A 23297-nucleotide genomic window follows, 5' to 3' on the forward strand; every position below is an offset into this window, starting at 1 on the left:
GCGAAGAGAAGCGAGTGACCCGCGGGGCGACACGGTCCGAAAAAAACGCAACAGGAGCTTGACCTCAACAACCCCAATCAGAGAAGCCTGCTAGAGCGTCGGACTTTCATGTGAGTCCATATCCTGCGGCAGCGAAGTAGTTTCTGCATTCTGTTGGAGAGAAAAGATTGCAGATATCGCCAATGGCCTGCCACAGGGCGTCGATGGTCCTGATGGCCTTTGCGCGCAGATGCGCCTTGAGCTTGGCGAAGGCCATTTCGATCGGGTTGAGATCTGAGCTGTAAGGCGGCAGGAAGAGCAGCCATGCACCTCTGGCTCGTATGATCTTCTCGGCGGCAAGGCTCTTGTGGGCAGCAAGATTGTCGAGGATGACCACATCGCCCTTTGCCAGCGTCGGAGCGAGCTGTGTTTCGACGTAGGTTTCGAAGATGCGCCGGTTCATCGGCGTGTCGATGACGAAAGGGGCCGTGAGCCCATGACAGCGCAGCCCGGCGATGAAGGTCTGCGTCTTCCAATGTCCGAACGGTGCCTTTGAGCGCAGCCGTTGGCCCTTCAGGCAGCGGCGGCGCTGGCGGTGTTACTTTCAGTCTTGGTCATGGTGGCGACTTTCGCGGGAATCAGGTGACGTTGAACACCACCAGCCTGCCTTGACCGCCTTCTGTCGGTGAATTAGCAGAACGGACACTACCACTTTTATACAGTTTCATAGGAACCAAGTCGTTCAGAAGGGGGAAAGACGCCGATACCATCGGAGCACCTATTTTCGGGGGGTCGGCTCGTCAACGCAAATGCAGCGAATGACCGTTGAACCTGTTTCAGATCGAGGCCGTCGACAATGACAACAAGACGTGAGCGACGATCGTTGCTCGGCCATGCCTCCATATGGATCGGGGGATGAACAAGATGTTGCACGCCATGGATGGCAACCGGACGTTCTTCTCCTGAAATATTCAAGATACCTTTCACCCGAAGGACGCGTTCGCCATGCCTGTTGAGCAGCATAGTGAGCCATAGGCCGAACACCGTCCAATCGACTTCTTCCTCCCAGGTCAGGACACAGGACGCGATCGCCGCCGGATGAGCTTGTCCGTCGGCGTTCGACAAAACAGCCATTTCTTCGCAAAAGAAACCCGATTGCGATTGCAGCATGCTCCCGCGGGTAGCTAGATCCGGCTCGAAAAGATCCTTGGCACAGAACTGGGACTGAACATCCAAAATCGTCGCATCCGGATTGATCCGGCGCAACCGGTCTGTAAGGCGTTCGATCTGGCTGTCTTCAACAAGATCGGTCTTGGTTATGACCAGCCTGTCGGCAATAGCAACCTGACGGATGCTCTCGATGTATCGGTCGAGTTCGGCCGGCCCGTTCACGGCATCCACCGTTGCCACGACATTACCAGACTTGAAATGATGTCTCAGCATTGGGTCAGATTTCAGTGTGGAGAGAACCGGGAATGGATCCGCCAATCCTGTACTTTCAATCACCACCTGCCTGAATGACGATATCTGTCCGCGTTCCCGCTTCGAGTACAGATCGCGAATCGCGTCGGCCAATTCGCCGCGCATGGTGCAACACACGCAGCCTGACTGGAGCAGCACCATGGTCTCGTCAATCCGCTCGACGAGATGGTGGTCGAGCCCGACTTCGCCAAACTCATTGATGAGGACGGCTGTGTCCGACAGAGCGGGATCGTCCAGCAGCCGCTTCAGAAGCGTGGTTTTGCCCGAGCCGAGAAACCCTGTCAGCAGATGGACCGGCGTGAACGGCGGTAGCTCAGTCATCGCGGCCGGCTTCTACGCTTGCGATGATATCAGCATTTAGCGGGTCGCAGGTCTTGCCCGAAAGACGCTCGGCGGCCCGCCATAAGTGGCCGAGATCGCTGATGATCTCCGTCTTGCCGGTTCGCGTTGAAATGACGAACGACGTGCCTTGCCAATCCGCCAGCTGCATGCCGAAAGAGGCTAGGATGCGGTTCGCAATCCTAACTCGATTGGCCCGCTCACGGCGCCGATCAACATTTTCGACGTTGCGCGTGTAAACGCCGGGCCGGGCCACAGCATCTGTCCAATGTTCGTTGCTGCCCAGAACGCCGCATAGCGAGCACATGATCTGCCCCTTGGGTTAAAGCCTGGAAACCCGTCGATCCCGACACGTTTCACGTATATCCTCTACAGGTGGTGTCAGGCACGCCAATACCAAGGCCCTGCCTGGTTAAATAGGAGTCCTGCGGAAATAAGGATGCGACCGCTGTTCCCAGCAGGATTGATGGAATGAACCAGACAGCGGAATCATCAGATCCATCCGGTCAGGCAATTAAAACGAATTGACCAGGGACCGCGCGGTCCCTGGCCATGCTGAGGCCGGCTCAGGACTTCGGACGTGCTTTACCGCTGCGCGGGAAACGCTTGCCGAAATCAGCCGCGATCTCTTCCATCCTGACGAACTTCACGCCGTCGAAGCCCTTCATGTAGTCATAGAGCCGTTCGTGCATCTTCAGCACATGCGGCTTGCCCGACACGTCAGGATGAATAGTCAGCGGGAACACGGCATAGTCATAGTTCTCGTAGACCCAGTCGAACTGGTCGCGCCACATCTGCTCGATATCGCGCGGGTTGACGAAGCCGTGGCTGTTGGGTGAAGCCTTGATGAACATCATCGGCGGCAGGTCGTCGAGATACCAGGATGCGGGTATCTCGATGAGATCTGTTTCTTCGCCCTGCGAATAAGGCTTCATCCAGCTGGACGGATGCTTGGAATAGTCGATCTTCGTCCACTGATCGCCGACCGTCACATAGTAGGGGTGATGGTCGTTGTGCATAAGGGAGTGATCGTAGAGCAGGCCCTTCTGCTTCAACAGCTCATTGGTTTTCGAGCCGAACTCCCACCAGGGAGCGACATAGCCACGAGGCGCCTTGCCGGAAAGCTTGGTGATCAAGTCGACGCATTTGTTGAAGACGGCCTCTTCCTGCTCGGGCGACATGGCGATCGGATTCTCGTGGCTGTAGCCATGCATGCCTATCTCGTGGCCGGCGTCGGCCACTTCCTTCATCTCGTCCCAAAAGCTCTCGATGGAATGACCGGGGATGAACCATGTGGTCTTGATTCCCCACTTTTCGAACATGCGAAGCAGGCGGAGGCTGCCGACCTTGCCTGCGAAGGTGCCACGAGAGATGTCGCAAGGGCTGTCCTCACCGCCGTAGGAACCTAACCAGCCGGCGACAGCGTCAACGTCAACTCCGTAGGATACAAACATTTCTTTCGGCATCTCTCTTCCTTTCGTTGCTCATGTCCCCGGCCGAAGGGTGTCTATGGCAGTTGCGAGGGTGGAAGACCGGCCCGGCTTCCCGCCATGCTGATATGCTTGCGCATGTAGTAGTTGGCGCCATCGGGATCGCCCATGGCAATCGCCTCCAGGATGCGGTCATGCTCCTGCACTGCAAACAGCAGATTACCCCGCCGCTCGGTGGGCAGGCGCTGACTCTCGAGCAGCACGCTCGCAAAAGTCTGGTGCATGTCCACCAGCAGCTTGTTGCGCGAGATACGCATGATCAGGTTGTGGAAATCGAAGTCCGCCTGCGCGTAGGCATTGAGGTCCTTTTCGCGCGCCGCGTTGCGAAAGGTGGCCGTGCATTCCTTCAAGTCGGCGATCTCCTGATTGGTATGGGTCAGCGCCGCGAGTTCGGCCGCGTAGGATTCGACGATGTAGCGGAATTGATAGACCTCGCTCAGCGAATAGCGCGCCGCGAAGCGCCAGGACGGAGTCGCAGGTGCGCCGGAAGGGTCAGCACAGACGAAGCCTCGCCCCCCCTCGCGCGCCACGATCTCGCCGATGGTGGCCAGGATTGACAGAGCCTCACGCAGCGTGGCGCGGCTCACACTGAGGTCACGTGCCAGGTCGCGTTGTGGCGGCAGCGTATCGCCCGGTCGCAACCTCCCGTCGCGGATCATCGATCGCAGGGCGGCCACCGTTGCCTGAGCCACACCTACGCTGGCTTCCCGGCGCTCGCGCGGCAGGTCGGGCGACGGTGAAGGCGCCGTTCCATCATCATTGAGATCGAGTTTCATCATGGCTTTGGCTCCAGCTTCAGCAGAAATTGTCGCCACATAGCTAGAACAAGATACATTTGGATGGAACCATTCAGCTGGCGGTTGATCAGAGCATGACATCGCCGCCGTTCGGATTCATGGTCGCGCCGATGTAGTAAGCCCCCTCCTCCGACGCCAACAGCACGGCCGTGGGCGCGATCTCGTCGACATGGCCTGCGCGACCGATCGGCAGTTCGCCGAGCTTGCGCTTCTTCCATTCCTCCGGCAGCGCCTTGAAGAGCTCCGTTTCGATGGGGCCGGGACAGATGGCATTTACGGTTATGCCGTCGCGCGCCACCTCGTAAGCGAGCGAACGGGTGAAGCCGATGACGCCTGCCTTGGCGGCCGCATAGTGCGCCATTTCCGGCGCCCCCTTGTGACCGAGCTGCGAGGCGATATTGATGATGCGGCCGAATTTGCGGGAAATCATCGGCTTCAGAACCGCACGCGTGCAAAGAAAGACGCTGCGAAGGTTCACGGCCATCATCTGGTCCCACATGGCGGTGCTCATTTCGGCAACGACGGACGTCGTGTCGATGCCGGCATTGTTGACCAGTATGTCGATCTGGCCGAGCGCCGCCTCCGCCTTCTTGACGGCTGCCTCGACCTGCGCCTCGTCGCTGACGTCAGCCGCGACGGCGAAAGTTTTGACGCCAAAAGCCGCAAGTGCTGCGGTGCGTGCTTCGGCAGCATCGAGTTTCAGATCGAGAACGGCGACGTCCGCGCCTTCGCGCGCGAAGGCCGTGGCAATAGCGCCGCCGATGCCGCGGGCACCGCCGGTGACCAGTGCTTTTTTTCCTGTGAGACGTCCTGACATGCTTGCTCTCTCGATTTCGTGGTTGGCTTGACTATTGGAGCGATGGGGCGACGCCACTGGGCACGGCGCGGCCGAGGATGCGCTCGGCTTCCTTCATGAACACGTTGAAGGTGTCGGACGCTGGCACCGAAGCGGCGACATCGTCGTGGCGGAAGCAATGTACCGTGTGCCGTTCGCCGACCGTTTCGGCCGGCGGCATCTCATGGCGGCAGCGGTCGATCACGAACGGGCAACGCGACGCCAGGAAGCACCCATTCGGCAGGTTGATCGGGCTCGGGATCTCGCCCTTGAGGCTGACGCTGCTTTCGATCTTCAAGTGCGGATGGGGCAGCATGACTGACGACAGCAGGCCGCTGGAATAGGGGTGCTGCGGGCGATTGAAGACCGTCTCGGCGCTGCCCTGCTCCACGATCATGCCCAGATACATCACCGCGACACGGTGGCTGATGAAGCGCACCGTGGACAGGTCGTGGGAGATGAACAGGTAGGCGGTGTTACGCTCGCTCTGGATGCGCCGCAGGAGGTCGATGATCTCGGCGCGCGCCGTTGGGTCGAGCGCGGAAGTTGGTTCGTCGAGGACCACCAGTTCCGGCTCCGTGACCATCGCACGCGCTATGCCGACACGCTGCTGTTGTCCGGAGGACAGCTCGGAAGGATAGGCGTCCAGCAGATCCGGATTCAATCGCACCAGGCGCAAAGCATCGGCAGTCCGGCGGCGCCTTGTTTCGCGGTCGAGCTTGAGCGGCAAAAGCGGCTCGCTGATCGTATCGCCGATCTTCATGCGCGGATCGAGCGACTCGTTAGGCTCCTGGAATACGAGCTGAATCTTGCCTGCCAGTTTGGCCTTGTGCTGCTGGCGCTGTGCGAGGTCGGTGCCGCGAAATCGGATGGTTCCGGCGGTCGGCTCGATCAGGCCGACGATGCAGCGACCGACCGTGGTCTTGCCCGAACCGCTCTCGCCTACAAGCCCGAGGGTCTCGCCGGGCTCGACGGTCAGACTGATGCCGTTGATCGCCTGCACCACCTGCTTTGAGCCGGCAATGGGGAAGCGCTTATACAGATTGTCTATGGTCAGGACCGCGCTCATGCATGCCTCACGGGGAAATAGCAGCGGACAAAGTGCCCGGGCCCGATCTCGGCCAAAGGCGGCCGCAGCGTGCGGCAAACCGGCTGGGCAATGGGACAGCGATCGGCATATTGACAGCCGGCACTTCTTTCGCGTCGCCTGTCGGTGTCCGGAACAGTCCAGCTGTCGCGCAGCTTGGGGCTATGCGAGAAGGCCGCAAGCAGCATCAGCGTGTATGGATGTGCCGGCTCCAGGAAGAGCGGTTCGCGCGGGGCAATCTCGACGATCTCGCCTGAGAAAAGCACGGCGATGCGATCGCAGAAATGCGCGGTGATGCCGACGTCGCGGCTGATGAACAGCATAGCGCTGCCATGCTCGGCCGCAAGCTTGGCGAGCAGTGCCAAGATCTGCGCCTGCACGGTGACGTCGAGGCCGCTGGTCGCGTCGTCGGAAATGACGAAAGCGGGGCTGCAAATGAGGGCCATGGCGATGACAACGCGTTGCGCCATGCCGCCGGATAGTTCGTGTGGATAGGCATCCATGCGCCGCTCCGGGTCCGGTATCTGCACCTCGCGGAGGATCTCCAGCGCCATACGGCGCGCCTCTTTGCCTGCGACGCCGAGATGGATTTTCGCCATCGAAGCGATCTGGTCGCCGACCTTGAGCAAAGGGTTGAGTTCGGCGCGCGGATTGGGCACCACGACCGAGAGCCGGCGGCCGCGAAGACGTCGGAGTTCGGATTCGGACAGGCTGAGGATTTGCCGACCCTCGAAATGGACTTCGCCCCCGGCAATGCGGCCCGGCGACGGCGGCAGGCCGAGGATTGAACGGGCAAGCGTTGTCTTGCCCGCTCCGCTCTCGCCAACCAAGCCTACGATCTCGCCCGGCTGCACGGCGAGGTCGATGCCCTTCAGCACCGCCTTCGGCTCGGCGCCACCGGACGGGAATGTCACGCGCAGGTTCCTGATGTCGATCAACGGCGGCTTGTCGCCACCAGCGGAGGCGTTGCGCGTATTACTTATGACTTCTGCTGCGCCCAATGACATTCTCACATTAGTTGCTGATACGCGGGTCGAGCAGGAAATAGATGAGGTCGACCGCGATGTAGACGATAAGGGAAAAGATGGCGGAGAAGAGCACGAAGCCCAGAACCGGATAGATGTCCGAGTTCAGCACACCCTGGACCGCGTACTGCCCTGCGCCACCCCACGAGAACACGATCTCGACGAGCACCGCACCGCCGATCAAGAAGCCGTAAAGCACGCTGATAATGGTGACGATCGATGGCAATGCATTGCGCAGCGCATGGCGCACCACAAGGTTCTGCGGCACCCCACACAAAACTTCAAAACGGCTGAAATCCGATTCCAGCATCTTCTCCATCGTGGCCTGCGTCATCTTCAGGATGGGACCGGCATTCAGGAGGCCAAGCGTCAGCACTGGCAGGACCAGGTGCGCGCAGGCGGACCAGAAGGCCTGCAGGTCGCCGGCGAGAAGCGCGTCGATGGTGAGAGCCCCTGTGACTGGCAGCGGCGGTATGACGATCATGTCAATACGGCCGAGCGGCGCAGGCGCCCAGCCGAGCACGGTATAGAAGATGAAGATGAGAACCAGAGCGAACCAGAAGTCCGGCAGCGCACCCGCACTGAGGCCGTAGAGATCCGCCAGGCGCGCCACCCAGCCGTTCGGCTTGCGCGCCGCATATACGCCCAGTGTAACCCCGACTACGATGGCCAGAAGCAGCGAAAGCGTGACGAGTTCAAGGGTGGCCGGGAAGCGCTGAAGCAGATCCTCGAGCACTGGCCGCGTCGTCTGCCAGGAAGTCCCCAGGTCGCCATGCAAGAGATTGCGCACATAGATCAGGAACTGCATATAAAGAGGCTGGTCGAGCCCGAGCTGCTGCCGCAGTGAGGCGATCGCCGAAGGCGTTGCCGTCGGGCCGAGCATCAGCACAGCGGGGTCACCCGGAATGCTCTTCACCAGCAGGAAGCTGACGAGCACGATGCCTAGCAACTGAGGGATGACGAAAATCAGGCGCTTGGCGAGATAAGCGAGGATGCGCATCAGGCACCCTCCACCGGCAGGTCAGTGCGACGGCGATGCTCACGCGCATCGCTCAGCAGCTGCCGGCGCTTGGACGGATCGGCAAGGACCTCAATGGAGGCGCCGACGAGCGAGAAGCCGAATACGGTGATCGCCAGCATCGCGCCCGGGAACATAGACGGCCACCATTGGCCGGTCACCACGTTTTGAAAGCCCATGGCGATCATGCTGCCCCATTCGGGTGTCGGGGCTCGAACGCCGGCACCGACGAACGACAGCGCCGAGGTTAGCAGGATGCCCCAGCCGACATTGACCGATAGCTGCGCCAGCACCGGCGCCATCGCGTTGGGGATGATGTGGCGCACGATGGTTTGCATGTCCGAAAGGCCATTGACCTGCGAGGCCTCGACATAGCGCATGGAGCGGATGCTGAGCACCTGCGAGCGCATGAGACGCAGGTAGATCGGCGCATTGACGAAGGCGATGGCCAGCACCACGGTCTGGATGCTCTGGCCGAGGCTGGCAACCAGGGCGATGGCGAACACGAAAACGGGAAAGGCCTGCAGCACGTCGGCCGCGCGCATGACGGCGAAGGATAGCCACACGCGAATACCGCGCCCGCTGCTGTAGAAACCGACAACAGCACCGACCGAGCCGCCGGCCAGCGCCGACAGAAGCGTACCCAGAATAGCGATCGTCAGGTCGATGCGCGGCGCGTAGATGGAACGGCTGAAAATATCCATGCCGACATTGTCGGTGCCAAAGAGATGCGTGGCATCCGGCGGCTGCAGGAAGCTGACCGAATCCGCCTCGGTCGGCGAATAGGGTGTGATGACCGGCGCGAAGATCGCCAGCAGGGTGATCGCGATGACGATCACGTAGCCGATCGCAAATCTCGGCCGGATGATCGCCAGCCTCACGAGAAGGCGAAGCTTCGAAGACATTTAAGATCTTTCCGATACTCGAAATTGTCCCCGGAGGTGACCCACCTCCGGGGACAAGCCTCATCAACCGCGACTGAAATCTTGGAACCGCAAGTTGTTGGACGTGTAATAGGTATAGCCCTTGAGGGCCGCCTTACGCGCGAGCGTGTATTTGGGATAGGCGATGAAGCCCCAGGGCGCCTCGTCCATGAGCGTTTTCTGAACTTCCGTGTACTTCTGCTTGCGGACGTTGTCATCGAGAGTGGCAAGGCCGTCCTTGATCATCTGATCGACGTTCTTGTTGTCATAGTTCGAATAGTTCACGTAACTTTCAGAATTGAAGTAGAGGTAGGTCGAGTAGCCCGGATCCGGCGTCCACGGCGAGTCCAGATAGAAGATCATCGGCTTGGCGCGCTTGGTGACGTTCTCGTAGAACACGCCTGCCGGCAGCTTCTCCAGCGTCAGCTCCACGCCGATCTGCTTCAGCGCGGTCTGGATCAATAGTGCGATCGGCTCCTGCGTCGGGTCGCCGGCGTTGTAGGACAAAGTGGTCGCCAGGTTCTTCGCTCCGGCCTTGTCCAGAAGCTCCTTGGCCTTGGCAAGATCATAGGCATAAGTGAAGAAGCTTTCGTCCGCCATCGGGTAGATATAAGGCATCGGCGCCTTCTGCTCGTCGGCATAGCCGTAGTAAATCGTGCGGATGATCTCGTCGCGCGGGATCGCGAGATTGATGGCGCGGCGCACGTCGACGTTGTCGAACGGAGCGATCTTGGAGTTGAGCTCCAGCCAGATCATGTAGGACGAGTTGACCGCATCCACGGCCACGTTCGGCTGCTTCTTCAGCGCCTCGAGCTCGCGCGGCTGCAGGAACTGTGCGATATCGACCGCCCCGCCCTGCAGCAGCGAGAAACGACTCGCCGACTGCGGCACTTCGCGCATGATGACGCGCTTCATGAAGGGCTTGTCGCCCCAGTAGTCGTCGCGCGCCTCGAATACGGCTTGTTGGCCGCGTACGAGCTGGGCAAGGCGATAGGGCCCGAAGCCGGCGCTATCGTTCTTGAGGAAATTGACCGCCCACGGGTCGTCGGAGCCACCGGCTTCAGCGCACTTTGTGGCGTCGTAGATCGGATTGGCCAGGTTGCATTGCTGCTTGAGAAGCAACGGATTTGGCTGGTCGAGATTGAAAGAGACCGCATAATCGCCTTCGACCTTGATCTGGTCAGGCGTCTTGAGACCGAGCACCGCTGTCTGGAACAGGCCTTGCCCCTTGAGGTTGAACTTGCGGTCCCAAGTCCATTTCACGTCCTTCGACGTGAACTTGTTGCCCCAGTTGGAGACGACACCCTCGCGCAGCTTGAAGGTCGCCTTGCGTCCATCGGGAGCCACTTCCCAGCTTTCCGCCAGGCGGCCTCGCAGAGCGAGGTTGTTCGGCTTGTCGGTATGGACGCCGGTGTCCTCGCGCAGCACGCCGGGTGCATTGGGATCATCCATCTTCTCGTAGCCGAGCATGTACTCGTAGAGCGCACCGAGCGAATCGATGGAGCCCAGGCTAACGTCGAACTCGATGTCGAGACCTTGCGGCGTCGCGGGCGCAGCGATCACCAACGTACTGTTGGCATCCTGCGCAAACGCTTCACCCAGGCGGCCTGTCGACGAAGCAAGGGCCGCGCCACCAATGACGGCGGTCGTTTTCAGGAATTGTCGACGCGTCGACGCCAACCGAATTCTGGTAAAATCATCAGCCATCTCTGTTCCCCTTTGCTTGCGCGAAAAAACGCGCTGTTGTCTATTCGCATGTGGCCAGACCAAATTGCGCAATTCAGATTAATGGATAATTTTGGCCTGACCGTCAATCACAAAAAATGCAAAAAATCGCATATCATGCGAGTATCGTAGCATAACTAAAAAGTTTCTTGATTTCTTGGTCTGACCAAATTATTCAACGTCGGGACCGGCAGCGAGGGACTGAAATGCGAAAAATCTGTCTGATGACCACAGGGGGAACGATCGCATCCAAGCTGGAACCCGTGAGCGGACATGTCACCGCCAGCGTCACAGGATCGGAGTTGCGCGCCATGCTGCACGATCCGCTCGATGGCATTGACATCGTCATCGACGAGTTCTGCAATGTCGGCAGCTATGCCATCGATCTTCCGCTCGGCTTTGCATTGGCCCAGCGGATTTCGCAGCACCTGCAAGGTGATTTCGACGGGGTCGTGGTGACCCACGGGACCGACACGATGGAGGAAAGCGTCTTTCTGGCTGATCTCCTTGTTGCGACGGACAAGCCGATCGTCTTCACCGGCGCGCAGCACGCGGCCGATGAGGCGAACCCCGACGGCCCACGCAACCTCACGGATGCGATCCGGCTGGCCGCGTCCGAAACCGCGCGGGGCCTCGGCGCGATGATCTGCTTCGAGCAGGAATTCCATGCTGCGCGTGACGTGAGCAAATCGCACAGTTCACGCACCGATACCTTCATTTCCTACGAGCACGGCAAGCTCGGGGAAGTGGACGGCGACCGCATCGTGCTGCACCGCAAGCCCGTTCTGCGCCGAACCTACGACGCCAAAGACATCGTCGCCGATGTCGATCTCATCAAGCTGGCCATGGGGATGGGCGACCGCTACATCCGCTTCGCCGCCCAGGATGGCGCCAAGGCCATCATTCTTGAGGGTTTCGGACGCGGTAACGCGACGCCTGCCGTCACTGCCGCCGCGACATCGCTTGTCGCCAAGGGCACTCCCGTTATCATGACCAGTCGCTGCCAGCGCGGCCGGGTCAAGCCGATCTATGGCAATGGCGGCGGCAAGACGCTCTCCGACGGGGGCGTGATCTTTGCCGGCGACTTGAGCGGCCAGAAGGCTCGAGTACTCGTGGCAGTCCTGCTCGGCATGGGAATCGAGGGCGAACGCCTTCGCCAGGAGATCGAATATTTCGGCGGTTGATCCCCGCTCGTCCATCGCCTGAATTCTTTGAGGCGGCCGTCCATAGCCGCCATCCTCCTGCTGCAGCCGAGGAACCACGATGTCAGCCAAGAAACACAGGATCGCGGTCATTCCCGGCGACGGGATCGGCAAGGAGGTCGTCCCCGAAGGACTTCGCATACTGGAAGTGGTGGCAAGGCGCTTCGGCATCGACCTGCAGTTCGACCATTTCGACTTTGCGTCGTGCGACTACCATGCCAGACACGGCCGCATGATGCCGGAGGACTGGAAGTCCAGGATCGGAAACCATGATGCCATCTTCTTCGGCGCGGTGGGCTGGCCGGCCATCGTTCCCGACCATATCTCGCTTTGGGGATCACTGCTGCAGTTTCGCCGCGAGTTCGACCAGTACGTCAACCTGCGCCCCGTCCGGCTTATGCCGGGCGTGCCCTCGCCGCTCGCCAACCGCAAGCCCGGAGATATTGATTTCTACGTCGTGCGCGAGAACACCGAGGGCGAATATTCATCCATCGGCGGCCGGATGTATCCGGGCACGGAGCGCGAGATTGTCATCCAGGAAACCGTGATGTCGCGCGTCGGCGTCGACCGCATCCTGCGCTATGCGTTCGACCTGGCGCGGAAGCGTCCGCGCAAGCATCTCACGTCGGCCACCAAGTCCAACGGCATCTCGATCACCATGCCGTACTGGGACGAGCGCGTCGAAGCGATGGCCGCCCAATATCCGGATGTCTCGTGGGACAAATACCACATCGACATTCTGACAGCGCATTTCGTTCTCAACCCGAACCGTTTCGACGTTGTGGTGGCGTCGAACTTGTTCGGCGACATTCTCTCGGATCTCGGACCGGCCTGCACCGGCACTATAGGCATCGCGCCGTCGGCCAACATCAACCCGGAAGGCCACTTTCCATCGCTGTTCGAGCCGGTGCACGGCTCGGCCCCGGACATCGCCGGGAAAGGCATCGCCAATCCGATCGGACAAATCTGGACGGCTGCCATGATGCTCGATCATCTCGGCTACGAAGAGGCCGGCCGCGCGATCGTGGAAGCCATCGAAGCCACGCTGAAGAACGAAGCCACCCGGACAGGCGATCTCGGAGGCAAGGCCGATACCGTCACCTGTGGCAAGGCGGTGGCAAAGGCACTCGAAGGATAGGACCAGGCATGCGCATCGTCGACATCAGGGAAAAGACGGTCTCGATCGCCTCCCCCATCGCCAACGCCTATATCGACTTTTCGAAGATGACTTGCTCGGCCGTCGCCGTGGTCACCGACGTCGTGCGTGACGGCAAGCCGGTGGTCGGCTACGGTTTCAACTCGAATGGCCGCTATGGGCAGGGCGCGCTGATGCGCGACCGTTTTCTCGCGCGCGTCCTTGAGGCTGATCCCGAAACGCTGATCGACCATGAGAACGACAACCTTGACCCGTTCGCCATCTGGAGGACGCTGATGACCAACGAGAAGCCCGGAGGCCACGGCGAACGGTCCGTGGCGGTGGGCACCATCGACATGGCCGTCTGGGACGCCGTCGCCAAGATCGCCGGCGTTCCACTGTGGCGCCTGCTGGCGGACCGGTACCGGGCCGGCGTGGCGGACGAGAAGGTTTGGGTCTACGCGGCTGGCGGCTATTATTATCCCGGCAAGGATCACTCGAAGCTTCAGGAGGAGATGCGCGGCTATCTCGACCGTGGCTACAAGGTCGTGAAGATGAAGATAGGCGCCGTGCCCCTGGAAGAGGATCTGCGCCGCATCGAGGCCGTGCTGGAGGTGGTCGGGGAGGGCAAGTATCTGGCTGTGGATGCCAACGGACGCTTCGATCTGAAGACCGCTATCGCCTATGCCAAGGCGATGCAGCCGTACGGCCTGTTCTGGTACGAGGAGGCCGGGGATCCGCTGGACTATGCCTTGCAGGCGGAACTGGCGGACCACTACGACGGGCCGATGGCGACAGGCGAGAACCTGTTCTCGCATCAGGATGCGCGCAACCTCCTGCGCTATGGTGGCATGCGGCCCGACCGCGACTATCTTCAGTTCGACTGCGCCCTCTCCTACGGCCTGGTGGAATATCTGCGCACACTGGAGGTGATGAAGGCGTTTGGCTGGTCGTCACGGCGCGTGGTGCCGCATGGCGGCCACCAGATGTCACTCAACATTGCCGCGGGCCTGCACTTGGGCGGCAACGAATCCTATCCCGACGTTTTCCAACCCTTTGGCGGCTTCGCCGACGACATCGCCGTCGAAGATGGCCATGTCGGGCTACCGGATATTCCCGGTGTCGGCTTCGAGAAGAAAGCCGAACTGTTCAAGCTGTTCCGGCAATTGCACCAGCCGTGAGCGAGAACCGCCGGCCGCGCCGAAACGACGGTTTTCAGCCCGTGAGGACGTTGCGCCCGCCTACGGCGTTGCAGACCGCTTCGGTGACTTCGCGCGTCGTCGCCTTGCCGCCAACATCCGGCGTCATGATGCCCGCTTCACCGACACGCTCAATGGCGTGCATGAGTTGATCCGCCGCCGCCTGCTCGCCCAGATGGCCGAGCATCTGCACCGCCGTCCAGAAGGTGGCGACGGGATTGGCGATCCCCTTGCCAGCAATGTCGAATGCCGAGCCGTGGATGGGCTCGAACATAGAGGGAAAGCGATGTTCCGGATCGATGTTGGCCGTCGGCGCCACGCCGATGCTGCCGGCCAGCGCGCCCGCGAGATCAGACAGCACGTCGGCGTGGAGATTGGTGGCCACGATCGTGTCGAGGCTCTGCGGTTTCAGCACCATTCGCACCGTCATGGCGTCCACCAGCATCTTGTCCCAGGTCACGTCCCGGAACTCGCGCGACACCTTTTCGGCGATCTCATCCCACAACACCATGCCGTGACGCTGCGCATTCGACTTTGTGACGACCGTCAGGAACTTGCGCGGCCGCGACCGCGCCAGCCCAAAGGCGTAACGCATGATGCGTTCAACACCGACGCGTGTGAAGACGGACACTTCCATGCCGACCTCTTCCGGCAGCCCACGATGGACGCGCCCGCCGGCACCGGAATATTCACCCTCCGAGTTCTCTCGCACGATCACCCAATCCAGATCTCCGACCTCGATGCCGCGCAGCGGGGACGCGATGCCGGGCAGGATCTTGGTCGGTCGGACGTTGGCGTACTGGTCGAACCCCTGACAAATCTGCAGGCGCAACCCCCACAAGGTCACATGGTCGGGAATGTCGACCGCGCCGACAGCTCCGAAGTAGATCGCGTCGAACTTCTTGAGCTGTTCCAGCCCGTCGACCGGCATCATGGCGCCATTGCGCTTGTAGTAGTCCGAACCCCAGTCGAAGACATTGAAGTTCAGCCTCAGGTCACCGCGCTGCTCGGCCAGCGCCTTGAGCACGGTGATGCCTGCGTCGATGACCTCAGGCCCGATTCCGTCAGCGGGAATCGCGGCGATCGAATATTCGCGCACTATCAGCCTCCTCACCATGGCAAGCGCGTGGACGCACCAAACCTGAGCCGGGTGGACGGGGCCCTGTGCGGTCCGTCCACCCGCCCTCGGGTTTATAGGCGGAGTTGTGTCGGATTCGATGCACTTCTGATTATATAAAAATGTGACTTAATCCGGCCTTGTACGGGAGTTAGCGCTTGGACCTGCACCAGTTGAGATGCTTTGTCATGGCAGCCGACGAGCTGCATTTCGGCCGGGCGGCGCAGCGCCTCGACTTGCTGCCGTCGTCGCTCAGCCGGCATATCCGCATGTTGGAGGAAGATCTGGGCGTGCGGCTGGTGATGCGCACCACGCGCAATGCCGTGCTGACCGAGCATGGATCCTTCCTGCTGGAAGAGGCAAGGTCCCTGCTTGCCAGAGCGGACGATCTGGAAAGTCGCATCCGCGAGAAGGGCCGCGACCGCGCGGCCGTGGTGCGGCTGGGCGTGATTGACAGCGCGGCGGTGGGGCTGGTGCCGCGCCTGCTGCACGATTTCAGGGAGATTGCTCCCGACGTGACCGTGCAGGTCATGGAAGACAAGACTCACCGCCTCTTGCCGCGTGTGCTTTCAGGTCGGCTCGACCTGGCCTTGATCCGGCCGTCTGCCGCGCCGAGCCGTCGTCTGGAACTGCACTTCCTGCTTTATGAAACGGCCGTCGTGGCCTTACCCTCCAGCCACGACCTGGCGCGTCGGACAAGCGTGTCGGTGCTCGACCTCGCGGACCAGACTCTGATCGTGCCGGAGCGTCGGTCGCGACCGCATAGTCACGACCTGACGATGCGGCTTTTCAGTGAAAGCGGCCTCTATGCCAAGGTCGTGCATCTGGCCGACGAGAAGCAGACCATCGTGAACCTCGTGGCAGCCGGAATGGGCATCGCCATCGTGCCTCGCTGGGCTTCCCGGATGCAGGTCGAGGGCGTGACCTACGTCGCGCTCGACACGCCAGGGGCAGACAAATTGAAGAAGCTGCCCTTGGCCGTTGCCTGGACCGGAAGCACTCGCGATCCCATACGAGACATGCTGGTCGAGCTGCTGCGCGGCAGAATCGACATCTATTCAAAAGACGCATGATTGGCTTTGCTGCCGGAATCGGGTCTTGCGAGAGTCGCCGATTCTTATCCTCCTCGTCCCACAAGAACCGGCGCCGCCGCCTTCGCGATTATTGCGAATTTCAATATAATTGACGATCTTCTCCGCTGAGCTCAACATTCAAGTTCCACGGTTGGCTTTCGATCGACCCAACATTCCAAGGGAAAACAGTGCGCAGGCTCGTCACAACACTCCCAGCATCGGCCCCCGGCGCTGCAGAACCCGTTCTGGCGCTCCTTCGCCGACTTCGGCAACGGCGCGGGGGCCAGACTTTGCTGATAGACGGCGGTCTGACTATCAAACAGGGCTAGACATCACGATCTTCAGCCTTGCGACCTGTAGGCCCTAAGCCAAGGCGCCACGAGATGCGCATCTAGGAAGACGGGTTGCATCAGCTTGGCGGCGCCGTGGTGGAGGCCTATACGTCTCGGTCGACTGGTAGCGCGACCGGCGTGACGGCGACCTCGCCCTGAGAAGCTGATCAATCGAATCGTATTCCAAGACCGTAGGACCGTCCCATGCCGCTGAGCCCTCGCGAACGAATAGACTATCAGGCGATCGTCGATAGGCAGCCGCTGAAATTACCTGACGGCATCAGGATGCCAGTGTGGCTCATCGTCAATGTCGAACATTGGGATGCGCGGCGGCCGATGCCGCGCACCGTCTTGCCACCGCCGATGGGCATGCCGCTGCTGCCCGATATTCCCAACTGGTCGTGGCACGAATACGGCATGCGGGTTGGATTCTGGCGCATCTACGAGAGCCTGACATCCCGAAAAATTGTTCCGACTTTGGCCATCAATGGATCAGTGTGCGAGGTCTATCCCAGGGTCGTGCATGCGGCGCACGACGCCGGATGGGAACTGATGGGTCACGGTTGGCTGCAAGGGCCGATGCACAATCTCGAAGACCAGCGCATGGCTATTCGGCGCACTATCGACGCACTGTGCAAGATTTCCGGCAAGCCGCCGGTGGGATGGGAAAGTCCGGGGCTAACGGAGACGCCAGACACGGCCGACATCCTCGCTGAGGAAGGCATTCGATACGTCGCCGATTGGGTAATGGACGACTTGCCTTGCGAACTGAAGACGACGGCGGGCCCGCTGTTGACACTCCCCTATACGGTGGAGATCAACGATGTGGCAATAATGGCTGTGGCGCTGCACTCGTCAGCGGAACTGCTCGAACGCGGCAAGCGCCAGTTCGACCGACTATATCAGGAAAGCGCGACCTCGTCGCGGATTATGTCCATTAGCGTCCATCCCTATCTCAGCGGTGTTCCGCATCGGATCGGCTATCTGGAGGAATTGCTGGATTACATCTCATCGCATGGCGACGTGGCATTCTGGACGGGCGAGCAGATCTATAATTGGTACACGTCGGCGCGGCCCAACGCCGCCCAGCCGTAGACTCCTCAATGAATCGACGCGGTTCAGGAGACTGTAATGTATGGACCGCGGGGAGGTTTGCGATCGAAGGCCGGATCTTCGCCGGCCCACGAGATCAGCGTCCTGACCGCGGCCTCTGCATCCAAGCGCGTCGGGCCGACGCGGCCGACTGTCCTGGGTATGTCGTCCGCTGAATTTCACGCCGCTGCGAGGTTGGGGGCCGCCCTACACGTAGCCAAAAGGACTGGATTTTCGACAATAACTTCGTTAGATGTATTTGGAACAATGGCACTATCTGCTGATCTCGCCCTTGGAGAGACGACGCGGCTTAAGATGCTGCGTCTTATTGAGCAAGCTGGAGAGATGCCTTGCACTGTCCTTGTCGATCATCTCGTCGTGGTGAAGTCGACTGTGTCGTACCGTGTTATCATCCTTGCCCATGCAAAATTAATTTCCATACGCAAGTAGGACCGCAAATATTTCTACACGCCGCGGCGCGATCTGCTGGACGGAGCGGTGCCCGGGCTTCGCGAGCTCATCGGCAGGCTCTGTCAGAGCGATGGAGCTTGAGGCGAGCAGGGCGGTCGCTTAGTTTCTCAGGATGACCATACGCAGCCCTTTCCGGTACTTTCGAACCAGCCCGGAGATTATCCGCCTGGCCGTGATGATGTACGTTCGCTTCCCGCTATCGCTTCGGAATTCAGCCACGAGTCGGTCCGGTGCTGGTGGAACAGGTTCGGTCCGATATTTGCTGCGGAGATCAGGCGGAAACGGGTTCAGCACCTTGGTGCCTATTCCAATTGGAAATGGCATTTGGACGAGATGTTCGTGAAGATCAACGGCGAGATGTGCTACTTGTGGCGCGCGGTGGATCACGAGGGCGAAGTGTTGGAAAGCTTTGTCACGAAGCGCCGGGATCGCAAAGCGGCATTGAATTCATAAAATCAATGAAGCGCTTCGGCTCGCCGCGTACCGTGGTGACCGACAAACTCCGTTGTTACGGTGCCGCTCTGAAGGAGATCGGCGCAGAAGACCGTCAGGAAACAGGTCGTTGGTTGAACAACCGATCCGAGAATTCTCGTCAGCCATTCCGACGACGGGAACGAGCGATGCAGCGGTTCAGGACCATGCGAAGTTTGCAGAAATTCAGCTTCGTTCACGCCTCGGTCCATAACCATTTCAACCTGGAACGCCACCTTTACTCACGCAACAATTTCAAGCTCAACCGCGCCGCTGCTCTCGCCGAGTGGCGTCAACTTGGCGCGGCATAACAGATAACCATCGTGCCCATTCAGTGACTGGTTCGCATGCGTCTGACAGCGCCTGCTGTATCGCTCGACGGACCGCCTCTGTCGTTCGTGGCGCTCCCATGCAGGACCTGGCCCATAGCGCGGCTTTTGATCCGGACGACAATGATGAACCATCAAAGCATGTGATCAAACATCTAGCGTCAGGCCTTCGAAGATGCCAATGCCTCGACTTCAACTAAGAACTCGGGCCGGACAAAGCCTGACACGGCCAGCAACGTCGAGCACGGCAGAACTTGCAGATCAGCGACCCATTCGTTGCGGGCCGTCGCGTAACCGGGCATATGCGCCCGGTCGGTGACATAGGCATTGAGGCGCAACACGTTTTCGCGGTTCAGCCCGCTTTTCGCCAGAAGTCTGTCGATCGCCGCAAGGCACAGTCTCGCTTGGGCTTCGGCATCGTCCGGGATGTTGCCGGCTTCGTCGATCCCCAACTGACCCGAAATGACCAGAAGACGATGGCCGGCTGGAACCTCAATCGTGTGCGAATACATGGGCGTGGGGGCGACATTGCTCGTCATCGGTTCTTTTCCTTATCTGGGGTGGGTTAGTTGTGCTGACGACGTGTCGACACGAAGCGTTGCCTAAGAGCGCCCGGCTAGAAATGCCGGAGCCCGGAATCTCCGATGTTCGCGTGCTTGTGATCCGATTGTCCCGGCTACCCTCACCGCACCGCCGTCGCGTTGCGAAGCGTGACAAGCGACCGCCGTAGATCAGGCGCTTCGATGACGACGACGATCATGAGCAATGCGCCCCGGATCAGGTTGACCATATATACTGGCGTGCCTAGCAGGGAAAATAGGGTTTCAAGCAGGCTGAGCGAGACGACCCCCATCAAGATGCCCATGCCTCCGCCTCGCCCGCCCGCCAGCGATACCCCACCGAGAAGCGCTGCGGTGACAGCAAAGATGAAGGGCGCGAGTCCGAGATCCGGCTTGGCGGCAGCGGTGCTTAGTGCAAAGAGACCACCGCCCAGAGCAGACAGGCAAGCGGACGCTATGAAGACTCCGATGATTATCCGGTCGACTTGGACTCCGGAGGCCCGACTGGCGCGGCGGTCGCCGCCGACCGCGCGTATTTCACGGCCCATCCGCGTCCACTTCATGAAGGCCCCAGTCAGCAAGAATATGCCGACAACGATGGCGATGCGAGGCGAGAGGATGCCGCCGAAAACCGAATCTAGCCAGATACCGACATCGTAATTGGCGTATGCCAGGGTCTGACTGTCGCTTACGAGATGGCTGGTGCCGAGAACGATGATGTACCCACCGAGCGTCAGCGGCACAGAACTGACCCCTGTACGCGCGATAATCCAGCCCTGGACACCACCGACCATGACGGCAAGCAACATGGCCAGCAGCAGTCCCACGACCGGGAAATCCGCTCCATACTTGACGGCGATCATTCCGCCGATCGCGTAGACACCAAGGCTGGACAGATCGAATTCGCCGATGATCATGGTGAGCCCTACGCCCAAAGCCAGAAGGCCGAGCGATGCCGCGTTCTGCAACGAATTGTTGATGCTGAACGAACTTACGCGCGCGTCCGAATAGAGAGGCAGGGCTATCAAGGCTGAGAGTACGAGCCCCAGGACTAAAAGCGGCAGCAACCTTCGAAGCGTTCGCGCGACAAAGAGAGGAATGAGGGACTTCTCGGACATCATCTTCCCCTTTGTGAGCGCAGATGAATGATGAGGACGAATGCGGTCATGAGAACGCCCTTGAAGAATATCTGTGCCCCGAAGCTGTAGCCGCGAAGCAATACAAGGTTCGTAATCGTCGCGATAAGGATGACGCCAAGCAGCGTCCGCCAGACGGACCCGCGCCCACCGGCGATCGCCGTTCCCCCGATCAGAGTGGCAGCGATCGCGTCATAGTTCAGGGTCCCGCGATTCAGAAGAAGGGACGCGCCGTGATTGAAAGATCCCAGGAATATGCCGGCTAGCGCCGCCGACACGCCCGCCAGCATGAAAACCCAGCAGCCGATTTCACCGAGGGACAGTGCTGCCGCGCGCGCTGCCGCCCGACTCTCGCCAAGCATATAGACTTCACGGCCCGGCCGGGTTCGACGCAACAGGAATTCAACCACGACAACGAGCAGCAGCAGGACGAACGTTCCCACCGGAATTCCATATGGCGTGGCATTCAGGAACGCATAAGTGTTATCCGGCGGAGACAACGCCTGACCGCCGGTAAGCGCCACACTCGCGCCCTCTAGCAAGGCTCCCGCCGCGATCGTCACGATGATCGGATTGGCGCCCCAGGCGCCGATGAGAAAGCCTTGGACAAGGCCGAGCATCGCACCCAAAGCCAGCGTAGAAAGGATGGCGGCGCCGACGCCGAACTTCAGAGCGTAGATGAAGAATATCGCGGTTACCGTGGCCAAGGTCCCCAGCGACATCGAGACGAACGAACCGCTGATCATGATCACGGTCATTCCCACAGCGATCAATCCGACAAACGTGGTTGTGCCCAGGATCGCCCTGAAATTCTGCGTGCTGAGAAAACCGGGGGTGTCCGCCGCGACCGCCGCGACGAAAAGCGCGATAAAGACGATTCCGGCGACCCCTGCCCAGCGCCTTCCGGCGGTTTGCAACGTTTGGCTGGCCTGCGTCATCCTAGAGCATCCTCTTGCACGGCCGCGTGTGTCATATCCGCCAGCAGTTCGTGCGAGTCGATCCGCTCACGTTCGCGGATGCTGACGATGCGGCCACCGCGCAACGCGATGACGACATCCGCCAGGTGCAGTATCTCGGGCAGTTCGGTGGATGTGAAAAGAACGATCGCACCGCCGTCCGCGACGGAGCGGATCAGTCTATGAATATCGGCCCTGCCCCCGACATCGACGCCGCGCGTCGGTTCGTCGAAAAGCAATACCTTAGTGTCCTGTCGCTCGAGGCTGCGGCCGATGAGCACCTTCTGCTGGTTGCCGCCGCTAAGATCGCGGACAGCATCCGACAAGCGCCTCGGGTCCACTCCGCAAATTCCGGCGAGCCGGCGAGCACTTTTCTTGAGACCGGCAATATCGAGGACGCAGAAGCGGCTGTAGCGCGACAACGACGTAGCTGTTAGGTTGTTCTCGACCTTCTGCCCGAGGAACAGTCCCTCACCTTTCCTGTCACCCGGCACAAGGACGATCCCTGCTCTCGTTGCCGCGCGGATCGACCCGAGCGGAATACGCTTGCCATCGAGTGTCACCGAGCCTCTCGCATCCGGGGCAAGCCCTGAAATGGCGCGGATCACCTCCGTCGCACCGGATCCGACTTGTCCAGCCAGGGCGTAAACCAGACCGGCCCTGGCCGTGAATGCGATGTCTTGCACCCCCGAGCCGACCGTGAGATCGCGGACGGTCAGCGTGGCATTGCCTTGTGCCGCCATCGCCTTGGCGCGGAGTGGCGGTTCCTCGTGTCTGCCAAGCATCATGGTCACCAGGTCCTTGCCGGTGATGTCCTTCGTATCGCGCGTGCCGACCAGCTTGCCGTCACGAACCACCGTCACACGGTCCGTAAGGTGAAGCACCTCGTCGAGGCGATGTGACACGTAAACCACACCGTGGCCCGCGGCAGTCAGCCGGCGTATGGCCGCAAACACATGATCTATATCGATGCTGCTCAGCGTTGCCGTCGGCTCATCGAGCAGAAACAGCCTGGCCTTGCGTCCAAGCGCCCGCGCGATTTCGATGAGCTGGCGTTGCCCTATCGACAGTTCCTCGAGAGGCGTGGCGGGGTGGACATAGGTCAGGCCCACGGCATCCAGAAGCGAGCGCGCCCGCCTGAAATCCTCCGATCTTTTTTGGAAGAAGGAAGCATCGAAATTGCCGAGCAGCAGGTTATCCGAGACAGTCAATGCCGGTACCAGGCTTAATTCCTGGTCCACCAGCGCAATTCCCTCTGCCTGCGCCTGTCGTGGCGACTCGAGATGCAACTCCTTGCCCTCAAGCAAGATCCGGCCGCTGTCCGGCCTGAACAGGCCGGACAGCATCTTGACGATCGTACTTTTCCCCGCTCCGTTGTGGCCACAAAGTCCAAGGACCTCGCCCCTCCGCACATCGAACGACACCCCGTCGACTGCGCGAACAGGTCCGAAACTGCGCGTGACCCGTTCGACTTCGAGCACTGGTGAGTTCATCTCGGGACCACCGGAGGCGGGGGTGACCATG

Annotated in this window: 20 protein-coding genes and 2 pseudogenes; 6 read left to right on the top strand and 16 right to left on the bottom strand. The window is 60.5% G+C overall.

All coding sequences use genetic code 11. The annotated features are described in order from the left end of the window. Positions 1-106: 106 nt before the first annotated feature. The 11 genes and pseudogenes from ASD12_RS20975 to ASD12_RS21025 form a co-directional block, all read right to left on the bottom strand. Positions 107-574, bottom strand: a pseudogene (locus ASD12_RS20975) (IS630 family transposase); the annotation flags it as partial. Positions 575-693: 119 nt separating this feature from the next. Beyond that, complete coding sequence (locus ASD12_RS20980) at positions 694-1782, bottom strand: GTP-binding protein (RefSeq protein WP_082525573.1); 1089 nt, start codon at positions 1780-1782, stop codon at positions 694-696. Continuing rightward, positions 1775-2107 (bottom strand): hypothetical protein, encoded by a 333-nt coding sequence (locus ASD12_RS20985; RefSeq protein WP_056590476.1) that lies wholly within the window; start codon positions 2105-2107, stop codon positions 1775-1777. The genes ASD12_RS20980 and ASD12_RS20985 overlap by 8 nt, the downstream gene beginning before the upstream one ends. A 259-nt stretch (positions 2108-2366) precedes the next feature. Further along, a complete protein-coding gene (locus ASD12_RS20990; protein ID WP_056590478.1) occupies positions 2367-3266 on the bottom strand; it encodes a polysaccharide deacetylase in 900 nt (299 codons plus the stop codon). A 41-nt stretch (positions 3267-3307) separates the two neighbouring features. Beyond that, positions 3308-4069, bottom strand: a complete 762-nt coding sequence (locus ASD12_RS20995) for a FadR/GntR family transcriptional regulator (protein ID WP_244482923.1) — start codon at positions 4067-4069, stop codon at positions 3308-3310. 85 nt (positions 4070-4154) lie between these two features. After that, positions 4155-4904, bottom strand: coding sequence for a 3-oxoacyl-ACP reductase FabG (gene fabG, locus ASD12_RS21000; protein WP_056590481.1), 750 nt, complete (start codon positions 4902-4904; stop codon positions 4155-4157). A 31-nt stretch (positions 4905-4935) separates the two neighbouring features. Continuing rightward, on the bottom strand, positions 4936-5928 hold the full coding sequence (locus ASD12_RS21005) for an ABC transporter ATP-binding protein (protein WP_200953711.1): 993 nt from the start codon (positions 5926-5928) through the stop codon (positions 4936-4938). A gap of 59 nt (positions 5929-5987) precedes the next feature. After that, on the bottom strand, positions 5988-7010 hold the full coding sequence (locus tag ASD12_RS21010) for an ABC transporter ATP-binding protein (protein ID WP_056590487.1): 1023 nt from the start codon (positions 7008-7010) through the stop codon (positions 5988-5990). Between the two features lie 13 nt (positions 7011-7023). Next, positions 7024-8034, bottom strand: a complete 1011-nt coding sequence (locus tag ASD12_RS21015) for an ABC transporter permease (RefSeq protein ID WP_056590490.1) — start codon at positions 8032-8034, stop codon at positions 7024-7026. Further along, positions 8034-8957, bottom strand: a complete 924-nt coding sequence (locus ASD12_RS21020) for an ABC transporter permease (protein WP_056590493.1) — start codon at positions 8955-8957, stop codon at positions 8034-8036. The genes ASD12_RS21015 and ASD12_RS21020 overlap by 1 nt, the downstream gene beginning before the upstream one ends. A 63-nt stretch (positions 8958-9020) precedes the next feature. Beyond that, positions 9021-10682 (bottom strand): ABC transporter substrate-binding protein, encoded by a 1662-nt coding sequence (locus ASD12_RS21025; RefSeq protein WP_082525575.1) that lies wholly within the window; start codon positions 10680-10682, stop codon positions 9021-9023. Positions 10683-10906: 224 nt separating this feature from the next. Between ASD12_RS21025 and ASD12_RS21030 the strand changes: the two genes are divergently transcribed. The 3 genes from ASD12_RS21030 to ASD12_RS21040 all read left to right on the top strand — a co-directional run bounded on the left by ASD12_RS21030 (position 10907) and on the right by ASD12_RS21040 (position 14218). After that, a complete protein-coding gene (locus tag ASD12_RS21030; protein ID WP_056590499.1) occupies positions 10907-11884 on the top strand; it encodes an asparaginase in 978 nt (325 codons plus the stop codon). 79 nt (positions 11885-11963) lie between these two features. Next, entirely contained in the window at positions 11964-13040 is a 1077-nt protein-coding gene (locus ASD12_RS21035) for a tartrate dehydrogenase (protein ID WP_056590502.1), read from the top strand. A gap of 8 nt (positions 13041-13048) precedes the next feature. Beyond that, positions 13049-14218, top strand: coding sequence for a mandelate racemase/muconate lactonizing enzyme family protein (locus ASD12_RS21040; protein ID WP_056590505.1), 1170 nt, complete (start codon positions 13049-13051; stop codon positions 14216-14218). Positions 14219-14252: 34 nt separating this feature from the next. Here ASD12_RS21040 and ASD12_RS21045 read toward each other — a convergent pair whose 3' ends face one another. Next, positions 14253-15335, bottom strand: coding sequence for a tartrate dehydrogenase (locus ASD12_RS21045; RefSeq protein ID WP_056590508.1), 1083 nt, complete (start codon positions 15333-15335; stop codon positions 14253-14255). A 176-nt stretch (positions 15336-15511) separates the two neighbouring features. On the opposite strand from ASD12_RS21045, the gene ASD12_RS21050 reads away from it, so the two are divergent. The 3 genes and pseudogenes from ASD12_RS21050 to ASD12_RS21060 all read left to right on the top strand — a co-directional run bounded on the left by ASD12_RS21050 (position 15512) and on the right by ASD12_RS21060 (position 19103). Further along, entirely contained in the window at positions 15512-16426 is a 915-nt protein-coding gene (locus tag ASD12_RS21050) for a LysR family transcriptional regulator (RefSeq protein ID WP_056590511.1), read from the top strand. Between the two features lie 536 nt (positions 16427-16962). After that, a complete protein-coding gene (locus ASD12_RS21055) occupies positions 16963-17853 on the top strand; it encodes a polysaccharide deacetylase family protein (protein ID WP_056590514.1) in 891 nt (296 codons plus the stop codon). A gap of 580 nt (positions 17854-18433) precedes the next feature. After that, a pseudogene (locus ASD12_RS21060) lies at positions 18434-19103 on the top strand (IS6 family transposase). Positions 19104-19282: 179 nt separating this feature from the next. On the opposite strand, the gene ASD12_RS21065 reads toward ASD12_RS21060, so the two are convergent. The 4 genes from ASD12_RS21065 to ASD12_RS21080 form a co-directional block, all read right to left on the bottom strand. Beyond that, a complete protein-coding gene (locus ASD12_RS21065; RefSeq protein ID WP_056590517.1) occupies positions 19283-19660 on the bottom strand; it encodes a RidA family protein in 378 nt (125 codons plus the stop codon). Between the two features lie 143 nt (positions 19661-19803). Next, positions 19804-20799, bottom strand: a complete 996-nt coding sequence (locus ASD12_RS21070; protein WP_056590520.1) for a hypothetical protein — start codon at positions 20797-20799, stop codon at positions 19804-19806. After that, positions 20799-21755 (bottom strand): ABC transporter permease, encoded by a 957-nt coding sequence (locus ASD12_RS21075; protein ID WP_056590522.1) that lies wholly within the window; start codon positions 21753-21755, stop codon positions 20799-20801. Before ASD12_RS21075 ends, ASD12_RS21070 begins: the two co-directional genes overlap by 1 nt. Further along, on the bottom strand, positions 21752-23296 hold the full coding sequence (locus ASD12_RS21080; RefSeq protein ID WP_156398630.1) for a sugar ABC transporter ATP-binding protein: 1545 nt from the start codon (positions 23294-23296) through the stop codon (positions 21752-21754). The genes ASD12_RS21075 and ASD12_RS21080 overlap by 4 nt, the downstream gene beginning before the upstream one ends. Between the last annotated feature and the right edge of the window lies 1 nt (position 23297).

The sequence above is a fragment of the Mesorhizobium sp. Root102 genome (assembly GCF_001425625.1).
In the GTDB taxonomy this organism is placed as follows: Bacteria; Pseudomonadota; Alphaproteobacteria; order Rhizobiales; family Rhizobiaceae; genus Mesorhizobium.

Bases quoted from the DNA above. Each gene is read 5' to 3' on its own strand.
- ASD12_RS21030 (WP_056590499.1), top strand. From the start codon at position 10,907: ATGCGAAAAATCTGTCTGATGACCACAGGGGGAACGATCGCATCCAAG.
- fabG (WP_056590481.1), bottom strand. From the start codon at position 4,904: ATGTCAGGACGTCTCACAGGAAAAAAAGCACTGGTCACCGGCGGTGCC.
- ASD12_RS21035 (WP_056590502.1), top strand. From the start codon at position 11,964: ATGTCAGCCAAGAAACACAGGATCGCGGTCATTCCCGGCGACGGGATC.
- ASD12_RS21070 (WP_056590520.1), bottom strand. From the start codon at position 20,799: ATGTCCGAGAAGTCCCTCATTCCTCTCTTTGTCGCGCGAACGCTTCGA.
- ASD12_RS21025 (WP_082525575.1), bottom strand. From the start codon at position 10,682: ATGGCTGATGATTTTACCAGAATTCGGTTGGCGTCGACGCGTCGACAA.
- ASD12_RS21065 (WP_056590517.1), bottom strand. From the start codon at position 19,660: ATGACGAGCAATGTCGCCCCCACGCCCATGTATTCGCACACGATTGAG.
- ASD12_RS20980 (WP_082525573.1), bottom strand. From the start codon at position 1,782: ATGACTGAGCTACCGCCGTTCACGCCGGTCCATCTGCTGACAGGGTTT.
- ASD12_RS21080 (WP_156398630.1), bottom strand. From the start codon at position 23,296: ATGGTCACCCCCGCCTCCGGTGGTCCCGAGATGAACTCACCAGTGCTC.
- ASD12_RS20990 (WP_056590478.1), bottom strand. From the start codon at position 3,266: ATGCCGAAAGAAATGTTTGTATCCTACGGAGTTGACGTTGACGCTGTC.
- ASD12_RS21015 (WP_056590490.1), bottom strand. From the start codon at position 8,034: ATGCGCATCCTCGCTTATCTCGCCAAGCGCCTGATTTTCGTCATCCCT.
- ASD12_RS21055 (WP_056590514.1), top strand. From the start codon at position 16,963: ATGCCGCTGAGCCCTCGCGAACGAATAGACTATCAGGCGATCGTCGAT.
- ASD12_RS21020 (WP_056590493.1), bottom strand. From the start codon at position 8,957: ATGTCTTCGAAGCTTCGCCTTCTCGTGAGGCTGGCGATCATCCGGCCG.
- ASD12_RS21040 (WP_056590505.1), top strand. From the start codon at position 13,049: ATGCGCATCGTCGACATCAGGGAAAAGACGGTCTCGATCGCCTCCCCC.
- ASD12_RS20985 (WP_056590476.1), bottom strand. From the start codon at position 2,107: ATGTGCTCGCTATGCGGCGTTCTGGGCAGCAACGAACATTGGACAGAT.
- ASD12_RS20995 (WP_244482923.1), bottom strand. From the start codon at position 4,069: ATGATGAAACTCGATCTCAATGATGATGGAACGGCGCCTTCACCGTCG.
- ASD12_RS21075 (WP_056590522.1), bottom strand. From the start codon at position 21,755: ATGACGCAGGCCAGCCAAACGTTGCAAACCGCCGGAAGGCGCTGGGCA.